The sequence below is a fragment of the Pseudomonas sp. JY-Q genome (genome assembly GCF_001655295.1).
GTDB lineage: Bacteria > Pseudomonadota > Gammaproteobacteria > Pseudomonadales > Pseudomonadaceae > Aquipseudomonas > Aquipseudomonas alloputida.
Map to the genome: position 1 here is coordinate 5,084,094 of NZ_CP011525.1, position 12,550 is coordinate 5,096,643.

The 12,550-nt window shown below is 62.4% G+C and carries 9 protein-coding genes; all 9 read left to right on the forward strand.

All coding sequences use genetic code 11. The features are described from left to right. The first annotated feature begins 131 nt into the window (after positions 1-131). The 9 genes from AA098_RS22860 to AA098_RS22900 all read left to right on the forward strand — a co-directional run bounded on the left by AA098_RS22860 (position 132) and on the right by AA098_RS22900 (position 12,548). Positions 132-2,588 carry a membrane-bound PQQ-dependent dehydrogenase, glucose/quinate/shikimate family gene (locus AA098_RS22860; protein WP_064615024.1) on the forward strand — a complete coding sequence of 819 codons (2,457 nt, stop codon included), beginning with the start codon at positions 132-134 and terminating at the stop codon, positions 2,586-2,588. Positions 2,589-2,888: 300 nt separating this feature from the next. Further along, positions 2,889-4,940, forward strand: coding sequence for a bifunctional diguanylate cyclase/phosphodiesterase (locus tag AA098_RS22865; protein ID WP_003255193.1), 2,052 nt, complete (start codon positions 2,889-2,891; stop codon positions 4,938-4,940). A gap of 159 nt (positions 4,941-5,099) precedes the next feature. Further along, on the forward strand, positions 5,100-6,434 hold the full coding sequence (locus tag AA098_RS22870; protein ID WP_004574448.1) for an imelysin family protein: 1,335 nt from the start codon (positions 5,100-5,102) through the stop codon (positions 6,432-6,434). 141 nt (positions 6,435-6,575) lie between these two features. Beyond that, complete coding sequence (locus tag AA098_RS22875) at positions 6,576-7,058, forward strand: hypothetical protein (RefSeq protein WP_003255196.1); 483 nt, start codon at positions 6,576-6,578, stop codon at positions 7,056-7,058. A 14-nt stretch (positions 7,059-7,072) separates the two neighbouring features. After that, positions 7,073-7,459 carry a hypothetical protein gene (locus AA098_RS22880; protein ID WP_003255197.1) on the forward strand — a complete coding sequence of 129 codons (387 nt, stop codon included), beginning with the start codon at positions 7,073-7,075 and terminating at the stop codon, positions 7,457-7,459. 109 nt (positions 7,460-7,568) lie between these two features. Next, complete coding sequence (locus AA098_RS22885; RefSeq protein WP_003255199.1) at positions 7,569-8,996, forward strand: di-heme oxidoredictase family protein; 1,428 nt, start codon at positions 7,569-7,571, stop codon at positions 8,994-8,996. A gap of 19 nt (positions 8,997-9,015) precedes the next feature. Continuing rightward, positions 9,016-10,080, forward strand: coding sequence for an imelysin family protein (locus AA098_RS22890; protein WP_064615025.1), 1,065 nt, complete (start codon positions 9,016-9,018; stop codon positions 10,078-10,080). Between the two features lie 2 nt (positions 10,081-10,082). Beyond that, positions 10,083-11,180: a DUF1513 domain-containing protein gene (locus AA098_RS22895; RefSeq protein ID WP_004574444.1), complete on the forward strand. Its 1,098-nt coding sequence runs from the start codon at positions 10,083-10,085 to the stop codon at positions 11,178-11,180. 219 nt (positions 11,181-11,399) lie between these two features. Beyond that, positions 11,400-12,548 carry an efflux RND transporter periplasmic adaptor subunit gene (locus AA098_RS22900; RefSeq protein ID WP_003255202.1) on the forward strand — a complete coding sequence of 383 codons (1,149 nt, stop codon included), beginning with the start codon at positions 11,400-11,402 and terminating at the stop codon, positions 12,546-12,548. Positions 12,549-12,550 lie beyond the last annotated feature (2 nt).

Consider the following 12,550-nt stretch of genomic DNA (forward strand, 5'->3'; position numbering starts at 1 on the left):
GATACAAAGCAACCTGAAAAATCAGCGCTCGCCGTAAATTTCGCGCCACTTATTGTATTTCATTGTAACAATAAGCAATATGCGCACCGCTCGGACGCACTGTGGCACCGAATCACACAGGAATGGATGCAATGGAACGAGGAACGTTGGCTAAAGGGACGGGGGTCTCGAGCCTTCTGTTCGGGGTCTACACGATTCTGCTGGCCCTGCTTGGCCTGACACTGGCCTATCAGGGAGGCGCGCTGGTCAATGCCGGTGGCTCGCCGTACTACGCGATGATGGGCACCGTATTGTTGCTGGCCGCCGCACTCATGGGCCTGAAGAAGGCGGTCGGAATCTACCTCTATGGCGCAGCATCCCTGGCCACCTACGGTTGGGCGATCTGGGAGTCGGGCTACAACGGCTGGGCCTATATTCCACGCCTGGCCTGGCTGATACTGCTCAGTGTGATCTTTCTGGCTTTCTGGCCACTGGTCCGCCGCGACTTCGCCAAAATCAACAAGGCACTGTACTTCAGCATCATGGGCGTGCTGCCGCTGCTGATGGCGGCCACCATCCTGGCACCGCTGTTCTTCCCGAACACCGTTCATCTGGCCGACTCGCCGGCTATCACCGCGCATTCACAGCAACCGTTCAGCCGCAGCACGGTGGTATCACCAGACGCCAACGTCGCCGCGTCTCACGACAAGACCAACTGGACCGCCTATGCCGGCTCGAACCTCGGCAACCACTATTCCGCTGCAGCGCAGATTACTCCAGCTAACGTTTCCGGCCTGGTCAAGGCGTGGGAATACCACCATGGCGATGTCAAACAGCCTGGCGAAAAAACCAAGTATCTGAACGAGGCGACCCCCATCAAGGTTGGCGACTCGCTGTATACCTGCACGCCGAAGCAAATCATCATTTCGTTGAACGCGACCACCGGCAAAGAGCACTGGCGCTACGATTCGAAAGTCGACCCGGACTACTTCGCCAACGGCGGTGCCTATTGCCGTGGTGTCTCGTACTACGAAGTACCCAATGCCAGCGGGCTGTGCGCCAAACGCATCATCTGGGGCACCAACGACATCCGCCTGGGTGCAGTTGATGCGCTTACCGGGCAGGCCTGCCCAGACTTCGGCACGGCAGGCTTTGCCGACCTCAAGGGCGGCCTGGGTACGTTCCGTAAAGGCTCCACCGGCATCACTTCCGCACCGCTGGTCATCCGCGGGGTGGTCATCACCGGTGGCCGGGTGCTGGACTCGGATGTGCGCCCGGCACAGTCAGGCGTGGTTCGCGCCTACGATGCAGTCAGCGGCAAACAAAAGTGGGCCTGGGATCTTGGCCGTCCCGATAGCACTGCCCCTGCCGAGGCAGATGAAACCTATACGCTCAGCACGCCCAACTCATGGGCGCCGATTTCCGCCGACGACGAGCTGGGGCTGGTCTACATCACCACTGGTAATGCTGCAGGTGACTTCTATGGCGGTACCCGCACCGAACAGGAAGACACGTTCAGCTCTTCGCTGGTGGCCCTGGATGCCCTCACCGGCAAGGTCAAATGGCACTTCCAGACCGTCCATCACGACCTCTGGGACTACGACCTGAGCCCACAACCGGCGCTGATCGATTTCCCCACCGCCAACGGCACACGCCCGGCAGTCATTCAAGCCACCAAGTCAGGCCAGTTGTTCGTCCTGGACCGAGCCACCGGCGAACCGCTGGTCGATATCTCGGAGGCTGCCGTCCCACAGGGCACGGCCCCAGGGGACTACACCGCGGCGACGCAACCCTTCTCACCGGGCATGCCGAGCACCATGGGCCGTCCATCGAAAAACCCGGAAGTGCTGAACGAAGCCAATGCCTGGGGCCTGACGCCGTTCGATCAGCTGCAATGTCGCATCGAGTTTCGCCAGGCGCGTTACGAAGGGATTTTTACGCCACCGGTAGTCGGCCAGCAAAGCCTGATCTTCCCCGGGCACCACGGCGGCCTGAACTGGGGCGGCGTGATGGTGGACCTGCAGCGAGGCCTGCTGATCATCAACAACCAGCGGCTGCCGTACATGCAGGGGCTGGTTCCACGCGAGCAGCTCGATGCGATCAATGCCAAATCGTTTCAGGAGTCGCCCGGCAATAACCAAGGGTTCCGCGTCCAGGCCGGCCTGCCGTATGGGACCATCAAGGACCCATGGATGTCGGCGCTGGAACAACCGTGCATCGCGCCACCCTGGGGGTTCATCTCCGCTATCGACCTGCGCACCCGTGAAGTGCGCTGGAGCCGCCCATTCGGCACCGGCTATGACAGTGGCCCCTTGGGCATCGCCTCGAAACTGCGCTTCGAAATCGGCACACCGAGCGATGCCACCGGCGTGGCTACAGCCGGCGGCGTGACCTTCATCGGCGCTGCCATCGACCGTTTCATGCGCGCCTACAACAGCGAAAGTGGTGAATTGCTGTGGGAAGAACGCCTACCGGCCGGCAACCAGGCGTCGCCCCTGACCTACGTGAGCGAAGGCCGCCAGTACGTGGTTGCCGTGGTCGGCGGGCATGACCGGATTCCGACCAAGCTGGGTGACAGCATCATTGCCTGGGCGCTGCCGGAGAAATAGCGCTGCCTTTCAGGGGCAGCCATCGGTTACTTCCGCTCCACCGGCCCTCTGTTCGAGGAGTTTGCCATGCCTGGGGGGGCGGGCTATCCGCGAAGCAGCCAGCACGCATTTCACCTGCGCCCCACCCGCAAAACGCTTGCTCAGGCCGCATACCACGCTAACATCAAACCTCTGGAAGATTGATACAGCGCATTCAAGTTGCGGGGTCAGGCAACCGATACACTGCTAACGGTCGGCCGGTAGTGTATCGTCATCGTTGATGGCAAAATGATGCCATGCGCATGGATTAAGGAAACCCCATTGAAGCTGGAATTGCGGAACAGCTTGTCGGTCAAGTTGCTCAGGGTCGTGCTGCTGTCGGCGTTGGCGGTTGGCGTCGTGCTCAGCTGTGCGCAAATCGTCTATGACACCTACAAGACCCGCCAGGCCGTGGACAACGATGCCCAGCGCATCCTCGACATGTTCCGCGATCCCTCGACCCAGGCGGTTTACAGCCTCGACCGTGAAATGGGCATGCAGGTCATGGAAGGCCTGTTCCAGGACGAATCAGTGCGCATGGCCTCCATTGGCCACCCCAACGAAACCATGCTGGCAGAAAAGTCCCGCCCGCTGCAGGACATGTCCATGCGCTGGCTTACCGACCTCATCCTCGGCCAGGAGCGCACCTACACCACGCAACTGGTCGGCCGTGGCCCTTACAGCGAATACTACGGCGACCTCAGCATTACCCTCGATACCTCCTCCTACGGCAAAGATTTCCTGATCAACGCGGTGATCATCTTCATATCCGGCGTGCTGCGGGCCATGGCCATGGGCCTGGTGCTTTACCTGGTCTACCACTGGCTGCTGACCAAACCGCTGTCGAAGATCATCGAGCACCTCACCCAGATCAACCCTGACCGCCCCAGCCAGCACCAGATACCGCTGCTCAAGGGCCACGAGAAAAACGAACTGGGCCTGTGGGTGAACACCGCCAACCAGTTGCTGGCCTCGATCGAGCGCAACACCCATCTGCGCCACGAGGCGGAAAACAGCCTGCAACGCATGGCCCAGTACGACTTCCTTACCGGCCTGCCCAACCGCCAGCAACTGCAGCAGCAACTGGACAAGATCCTCGTCGACGGCGGCCGTCTGCAGCACCGTGTGGCAGTGCTGTGCGTTGGCCTGGACGACTTCAAGGGTATCAACGAACAGTTCAGCTACCAGGTCGGTGACCAGTTGCTGCTGGCCCTGGCCGATCGACTACGCGCCCACAGCGGCCGCCTGGGCGCTCTGGCGCGGCTGGGCGGCGACCAGTTCGCCCTGGTACAGGCCAATATCGAGCAGCCCTACGAGGCTGCCGAACTGGCGCAAAGCATCCTTGATGACCTGGAAGTACCGTTCGACCTCGACCACGAGCAAATCCGCCTGCGCGCGACCATCGGCATCACCCTGTTCCCCGAAGACGGTGACAGCACCGAAAAACTGCTGCAGAAAGCCGAACAGACCATGACCCTGGCCAAGGCCCGCTCGCGCAACCGCTACCAGTTCTATATCGCCAGCGTCGACAGCGAGATGCGTCGCCGTCGCGAACTGGAAAAGGACCTGCGTGAAGCCCTGCCCCGCAACCAGCTTTACCTGGTGTATCAGCCACAGATCAGCTACCGCGACCACCGGGTAGTTGGCGTAGAGGCCCTGCTGCGCTGGCAGCACCCGGAACTGGGCATGGTGCCACCCGACCAGTTCATCCCCTTGGCCGAGCAGAACGGCAGCATCATCAGCATCGGCGAATGGGTGCTTGACCAGGCCTGCCGGCAACTGCGCGAATGGCACGACCAAGGCTTCAGCGACCTGCGCATGGCGGTCAACCTGTCTACCGTGCAACTGCACCACAGCGAGCTGCCACGGGTGGTCAACAACCTGCTGCAAGCCTATCGCCTACCACCGCGCAGCCTGGAACTGGAAGTCACCGAAACCGGCCTGATGGAAGACATCAGCACCGCCGCCCAGCACCTGTTGAGCCTGCGCCGCTCCGGGGCGCTGATTGCCATCGACGACTTCGGCACCGGCTACTCGTCCCTCAGCTACCTGAAGTCGCTGCCACTGGACAAGATCAAGATCGACAAGAGCTTCGTTCAGGACCTGCTCGACGATGATGACGACGCCACCATCGTTCGCGCCATCATCCAGCTGGGCAAGAGCCTGGGGATGCAGGTCATCGCCGAGGGCGTGGAGACTGCCGAGCAGGAAACCTACATCGTTGCCCAGGGTTGCCACGAGGGCCAGGGCTACCACTACAGCAAGCCCCTTTCGGCCCGTGAACTGACCCACTTCCTCAAACAAGCGCAACGCAACCGGGTTTCGGTGTCCTGAGGTCACCTGCCCGGTTACAGGCCGTGCCCCTGATTTACATGAATTGCGCGCCCGCCTCTTTACAGCAAATGCAAATCTTTCGCATGATGTTGTAGTTTTGCGTGCCACGGCGCACGGTCCACCCCTTTGGTCCAACCACACGATGCAGGAAAACCAATAATGATTCGAATGCCTCTGGCCTCCGCCAGTCTGCTGGCCATTGCCATCGCCCTCGCCGGTTGCGGTGAAGGCAAGGACGAAAAAGCCGCCGCGCCGCAAGCCCAGGCACCTGCTGCCGCCACCACCGCTGTTGCGCCAGGGGCTGTCGACGAAGCCGCCGGCAAAGCCGTGGTCAAGCATTACACCGACATGGTCTACGCCGTGTACAGCGACTCGCTGAGCACTGCCAAGAAACTGCAGAGCGCAGTCGACGCGTTCCTGGCCAAGCCCAACGACGAAACCCTGAAAGCCGCCAAGGAAGCCTGGTTCGCCGCGCGCGTACCGTACCTGCAGAGCGAAACCTTCCGCTTTGGCAACACCATCATCGACGACTGGGAAGGTCAGGTGAACGCCTGGCCCCTGGACGAAGGCCTGATCGACTACGTCGACAAGAGCTACGAGCACGCCTTGGGCAACCCGGGGGCCAGCGCCAACATCATCGCCAACACCGAGATCCAGGTGGGCGAAGAGAAGGTCGACGTCAAGGACATCACCCCCGAAAAACTGGCTAGCCTGAACGAGCTGGCTGGCTCCGAGGCCAACGTTGCCACGGGCTATCACGCCATCGAATTCCTGCTCTGGGGCCAGGACCTGAACGGCACCGGCCCTGGCGCTGGCAACCGCCCGGCATCCGACTACCTGGAAGGCCAGGGCGCCACCGGCGGCCACAACGACCGCCGCCGCGCCTACCTCAAAGCGGTTACCGACCTGCTGGTCACCGACCTCGAAGAGATGGTCGGCAACTGGGCACCGAACGTCGCCGACAACTACCGCGCCAAGCTGGAAGCCGAGCCTGTCAACGACGGCCTGCGCAAGATGCTGTTCGGCATGGGCAGCCTGTCGCTGGGCGAACTGGCTGGCGAGCGCATGAAAGTTTCGCTGGAAGCCAACTCGCCAGAAGACGAGCAAGACTGCTTCAGCGACAACACTCACTATTCGCACTTCTACGACGCCAAGGGCATCCGCAACGTCTACCTGGGCGAGTACACCCGCCCGGACGGCACCAAGCTGACCGGCCCTAGCCTGTCGTCGCTGGTCGCCAAGGTTGACCCGGCCGCCGATGCAGCCCTCAAGGCCGATCTGGAAGCCACCGAGGCCAAGCTTCAGGTGATCGTCGACCACGCCCTCAAAGGCGAGCACTACGACCAGCTGATCGCCGCCGACAACGCTGCCGGCAACCAGATCGTGCGTGACGCCATCGCCTCCCTGGTCAAGCAGACCGGCTCGATCGAGCAGGCCGCGGGCAAGCTGGGCATTGCCAACCTGAACCCGGACACTGCGGATCACGAGTTCTGATCCTGCTGTAGCGCTTCATCGAAAACGCCCGGCCTTGTGCCGGGCGTTTTCGTTTGCTGCCGGGTAAAACGCTTCCCGCTGCCTGGCGTGCACGCAGATGCTCATCCTGTAGGCCTTCGATCAAAGCTAACAGGAGGCACAGTGCTGCAGATTCTTGATGTCTGGGGCGAAGGCCGAATCGTCCAGCGCATGAATGGGGAAGACCTCATCACCGGATTCAACGATGCGTACAACCTGAACAAGGCTGGCCAGCTCATCTCCAACGGGCCGTTCGCTGGCGGGCACATTCCCAACCTCATTGTCGTATACGAATACGATGCTCCGGACTTTCCCCTCGACGACCATGCAGTCCCTCACGTGACGCTGATGGGCGCTCCGATCACCCGGCATGTGGCCGAGGAAATGTGCCGGGTAGTTGCCCGCCCCGGCAAGATCTACCTGTACGACCCCAACGAAACTGACCGCCGTATGTTCGAGGCAGTCGCCATTGACCAAGGGATGCAACTGCTCGGACGCTTTCATCCCGCCGAGCTCGACCCTCCGTTCAACGAAATCACTTTGCTCGCGGCTTATGTCTATCGCGCCCCGACCAGCCCGTTGCCACGCCCGAAAACTGAACATTGAAAGGAAAACACTACATGGCCAACGTCACCTACTTGCGCTCCATCGCCAATAACACGCCTTATACCCTGACCCTGATCGACGGTGAAAACCGCAGCAACAGCCTGGCAGTCGGCGCCCAGCACGTCTGGAATGGCTCGCTGGCCATCCCGTGGATCGGCAGATCGACTGAGAACCACAAGGCCTTGCGCCTGATCCTCGGCCCGTCTGCCGACACCAGCATCTGGTTATTCCAGGATTACTGGCAACCTGCGCACATGGACGCGGTCAAGTGCATTACCGCCTCCTCCATGGAATACACCAGCGAAGACGTCATCGAAGTCATCGGCGATAATCGCGGTGGCGGCAACAAGAACCTGATCGTCAACCTGGTCAACCGACACTTCATGCTCTATATGGCCTGAGCAACCGCGCTGGCAGCGATTTCATCAAGCAAACGCAAATTGCTCTTATTCAATGATCCTGGGCCTGCTAAGCTGCACGCCGGTTTTTCGCTCACGCCCAGGATTCTCGATGTCCTTGTCGCTGTCCCGACTCCTTCCCTTGCTGCTGGCCTTGGCCTTGGCCGCCTGTGACGACGCCCCGCGTTTCACTCACGCCGAGCCCGGCGAAGCGTTGTCGGGTGGCCAGGCGACCGTGCAGCGCAGCGACCGCAATGCCTATTCCCTGCCCTCGGCCAACCTCTCGCCAGCGCTGCGCCTGGACTTCGCCGTTGGCAACAGCTTCTTTCGCAACCCCTGGGTGATCGCGCCGTCAACCACCACCGCGCGTGATGGTCTGGGCCCGCTGTTCAATACCAACGCCTGTCAGAACTGCCACGTGCGCGATGGCCGTGGCCACCCGCCAGAGCCGGGCGACGTCAACGCGGTGGGTATGCTGGTACGCCTGTCGATCCCCGACCAACCCTACCTGGCCAAAGTGATCGAGCGCCTCGGCGTGGTGCCAGAACCTGTCTACGGTACCCAGTTGCAGGACATGGCCATTCCCGGCGTGGCGCCCGAAGGCAAGGTGCGGGTGAGCTACACCCGCGAAACCGTGTCATTCAAGGACGGCCATCAGGTCGAGTTGCGCAAGCCAGCCCTGCAAATCACCCAGCTCGGCTATGGAGTGATGCACCCCGACACGCGCTTTTCTGCGCGGGTGGCACCACCGATGATCGGCCTGGGCCTGCTTGAAGCGATCCCCGAAGCCGACCTGCTGGCCAACGAAGACCCGGACGACCGTAACCGCGATGGCATCCGCGGGCGGGCCAACCGTGTATGGGACGACGCCCAGGGCAAAACAGTGATCGGCCGCTTCGGCTGGAAAGCCGGGCAGCCCAACGTCAACCAGCAGAACGTGCACGCCTTTGCCGGCGACATGGGCCTGACCAGCACCCTGCTGCCCAACGACGATTGCACTCCGGCACAAACCGGCTGCCTGGCTGCGCCCAACGGCGACGGTGCCGATGGCGAGAAAGAAGTCAGCGACAACATCCTGCGCCTGGTCACGTTCTACACCCGCAACCTGGCGGTGCCGGCCCGCCGCGACGTCGGCTCGCCACAGGTACTGGCGGGCAAGAACCTGTTCTACCAGGCGGGTTGCCAAGGTTGCCACACACCGCAGTTCACCACCGCCGCCGACGCCACCGAACCCGCGTTGGCCAACCAGGTCATCCGCCCCTACAGCGACTTGCTGCTGCATGACATGGGCCCGGGGCTGGCCGACGAGCGCACCGAATTCGCCGCCAACGGCCAGGACTGGCGTACGCCGCCACTGTGGGGCATAGGCCTGAGCGAAACGGTCAGTGGCCATAGCCAGTTCCTGCATGACGGCCGCGCCCGCAACCTGCTTGAAGCCGTGCTGTGGCACGGTGGCGAAGCCGAGGCGGCACGCAACTTCGTACTCACTTTCAATGCCGAGCAGCGCGCCGCGTTGCTGGCGTTCCTGAACTCACTTTAAACGCGCAAAGGAGCCGGGCATGTTCCGACCCAAACTGTTGTTCACCAGCCTCGCCGCACTCGCCCTCGGTGCCTGCTCGCCACAAGACCCGCAAGCAGTGACCTCCGCCGCCATCGCCAACCAGGTGATCCTGCCTACCTACAGCCGCTGGGTCGAGGCCGATCGTACGCTGGCTGCCAGTGCCCTGGCGTATTGCGAAGGCAAGGAAAGCCTGGACAAAGCCCGCGCCGACTTCCTCAATGCACAAAAAGCCTGGGCCGAGCTGCAACCGCTACTGGTCGGCCCGCTGGCTGAAGGCAACCGCGCCTGGCAGGTCCAATTCTGGCCTGACAAGAAAAACCTGGTCGGCCGTCAGGTCGAGCAGCTGGTCAACGGCGACAAGCCGGTTGATGCTGAGGCTTTGGGCAAGTCCAGCGTAGTGGTACGTGGCTTGTCGGCCTATGAGTACATCCTGTTCGACAGCAAGCCGGACATCGCCACTGCCGAACAGAAAGCCCGCTACTGCCCGCTGCTGGTGGCCATCGGCGCACACCAGAAAGCCCTGGCAGAGGAGATTCTCAAAGGCTGGAACAGCACCGACGGCATGCTCTCGCAGTTGACCAAGTTCCCCAACCAGCGCTACGCCGACTCCCACGAGGCTATCGCCGATCTGCTGCGCGCCCAGGTGACCGCCCTGGACACCCTGAAGAAGAAGCTCGGCGCACCGATGGGCCGTCAGAGCAAGGGCATTCCGCAGCCGCTGCAGGCCGAGGCCTGGCGCAGCCACAACTCGATGAACAGCCTGCAGGCCAGCCTCAAGGCCGCCGAAGCTGTCTGGGTCGGGGTAGACAACAAGGGCCTGCGCGGTCTGTTGCCCAGCGATCAGAAAGCGCTGGTGGACAAGATCGACGCCGCCTACGCTACTTCGCTCAAGTTGCTTGCCGACAACCAGAAAACGCTCGGTGAGCTGCTGGCCGACGACGCCGGTCAGCAAACCCTCGACCAGATCTACGACAGCTTGAACGTCGTCCACCGCCTGCACGAAGGCGATCTTGCCAAGGCGCTGAACATCCAGCTGGGCTTCAATGCCAACGACGGTGACTGATCATGCTGCGACGCCAGGCACTCAAACTCGGTAGCGTATTGCTCAGTGCCCTCACCTTGGGCGGCTGGAGCCTGTTCCGCAACAAAGGCAGCGAACCCTTGCTGCTCTCGGCGCGTGACAACGGCAACGGCCAGCACTTTGCCGTAGGTTTTCGCCTGGACGGCACACAGGTGTTCAGCACCCAGGTCGCTCAGCGTTGCCATGCCATCATCCACCACCCCGAGCTGCCCATCGCCCTGTTCGTCGCCCGCCGCCCGGGCACCGAAAGCTACCTGATCGACCTGCGTGACGGGCGCCTGCTGCAAACAGTAACCTCGCAGCCGAACCGGCACTTCTATGGCCACGCCGTCGTGCACAAAGGCGGCGAATGGCTGTATGCCACCGAGAACGACACCACCGACCCCGGGCGCGGTGTGCTTGGCGTGTACCGTTTCGAAGGCGAACGCCTGGTGCACACCGGTGAGATCCCGACCCACGGTATCGGCCCGCACGAGGTTGCCTGGCTGCCTGACGGTGAAACGCTGGTCGTGGCCAACGGCGGTATCCGTACCGAAGCCGAAAGCCGTGTCGAGATGAACCTCGACGCCATGCAACCGAGCCTGGTGCTGATGCAGCGCGACGGCACCCTGCTGAGCAAGGAAACCCTGACCCAGCAGATGAACAGCGTGCGACACCTGGCAGTGGCCAGCGATGGCACCATCGCCGCCTGCCAGCAGTTCATGGGCGATGCCGATGAAACTGCCGAGCTGCTGGCGATCAAGCGCCCGGGCGAGCCATTCAAGGCCTTCCCGGTGCCAGAGCGGCAACTGCAAGCCATGGCCCAATACACCGCAAGCGTTGCCATCCACAGCGAGCTGCGGCTGGTGGCGCTGACGGCACCACGGGCCAACCGCCTGTTCGTCTGGGACCTGGACAGCGGCGCGGTGCGGCTGGATGCCCCGATGCCCGACTGCGCAGGCGTTGGCGCGGTGAAGGACGGCTTTGTCGTCACCTCCGGGCAGGGCCGCTGCCGGTTCTACGATTGCCGCAAGGCCGAACTGGTCGGGCAACCGATGAACCTGCCGTCCGGCTTCTGGGACAACCACCTGCATCTCGTCTGATTGTTCTGTCGCACTCACTGGCCTTCTCGCAGCTAAAGCCGATCCCACAGGGTTCTACACAGTCCCTGTAGGAGCGGCTTTAGCCGCGAAAAGGCCGGCACAGGCATTTCACCCCCCCACCTCCGGAAAAACAGTCAATACTTCCCCCATCCACACGTGGGCAGGATCGCCCGTTGTCGTGTAGAAGCGAATAACAACTGCATCCAAGGAACCGGACCTATGCTGCGCCGCCGCATGCTCATCATGTTGGCCGTGGTTCTGCTGATCGTGCTGGCCCTGGGGGGTTACAAAGCCTTCTCGATCTACCAGCAGATCCAGATGTTCACTGCCCCCAAGCCCCCTATCACCGTGGCGGCTGCCATGGCTGAACAGCGCCCGTGGCAAGAGCGCCTGCCCGCTGTCGGCAGCCTCAAGGCGCTGCAGGGTGTGGATCTGAGCCTGGAGGTGGAAGGCATCGTCAAATCCCTGCACTTCGACTCAGGCCAGCAGGTCAAGGCCGGGCAACTGCTCTTGCAGCTCAACGACGATCAGGAAACAGCCCTGCTCGGTACCGCCCTGGCCGACCTGGGCCTGGCCAAGGTCGACTTCGGCCGTGGCAGCCAGCTGGTGGGCGATTCGGCCATCTCCCGCGGCGAGTTCGACCGCCTTTCCTCCCAGTACCGGCGCAACCAGGCAGTGGTCGAGCAGCTTAAGGCGCAGAAGATCAAGAAACGCATCAATGCACCTTTCAGCGGCACCATCGGCATCCGCCAGGTGGACATCGGCCAGTACCTGGCCGCCGGGGCTGTGATCGCCACCCTGCAAGACACGTCCAGCCTGTACGTAGACTTCAACGTGCCGGAACAGGCCCTGCCACGCCTGAGCCTGGGCCAGCAGGTGCTGGTGCAAGTGGCCGCCTACCCCGGCCAGCGCTTCCCCGCCAGCCTTAGCGCCATCAACCCCAAGGTCGAGGAAACCACGCGCAACCTGCTGGTACGTGCCACCATGGCCAACCCCGACGGCAAACTGCTGCCAGGCATGTTCGCCAGCCTGTTGATCCTGCTGCCCAACCCGCAGCCACAAGTGGTGGTGCCGGAAAGCGCCATTACCTACACCCTGTATGGCAACTCGGTGTATGTCGCCTCACCGAAAAAGGACAAGGACGGCAAGCCGGAGTACGACGACAAGGGCCAACCCCAGCTGGTCGCCGAACAGCGCACGGTAAAGACTGGCGAGCGCCGAGACGGCGTGGTTGTAGTCAGCGAAGGCCTGCAGGCCGGGGAACAGGTGGTCACCGCCGGGCAGCTGAAACTCACACCCGGTGCCGCGATACGCATTGGCCAGGACAACGCCCTCAAGCCCGAACCGGGCGCAGCGGCCAAGGACTGACA

What these genes read in the sequence shown, in the direction of transcription:
- AA098_RS22900 (WP_003255202.1), top strand. Translation starts at nt 11,400, where the DNA reads ATGCTGCGCCGCCGCATGCTCATCATGTTGGCCGTGGTTCTGCTGATC.
- AA098_RS22870 (WP_004574448.1), top strand. Translation starts at nt 5,100, where the DNA reads ATGATTCGAATGCCTCTGGCCTCCGCCAGTCTGCTGGCCATTGCCATC.
- AA098_RS22880 (WP_003255197.1), top strand. Translation starts at nt 7,073, where the DNA reads ATGGCCAACGTCACCTACTTGCGCTCCATCGCCAATAACACGCCTTAT.
- AA098_RS22890 (WP_064615025.1), top strand. Translation starts at nt 9,016, where the DNA reads ATGTTCCGACCCAAACTGTTGTTCACCAGCCTCGCCGCACTCGCCCTC.
- AA098_RS22860 (WP_064615024.1), top strand. Translation starts at nt 132, where the DNA reads ATGGAACGAGGAACGTTGGCTAAAGGGACGGGGGTCTCGAGCCTTCTG.
- AA098_RS22895 (WP_004574444.1), top strand. Translation starts at nt 10,083, where the DNA reads ATGCTGCGACGCCAGGCACTCAAACTCGGTAGCGTATTGCTCAGTGCC.
- AA098_RS22885 (WP_003255199.1), top strand. Translation starts at nt 7,569, where the DNA reads ATGTCCTTGTCGCTGTCCCGACTCCTTCCCTTGCTGCTGGCCTTGGCC.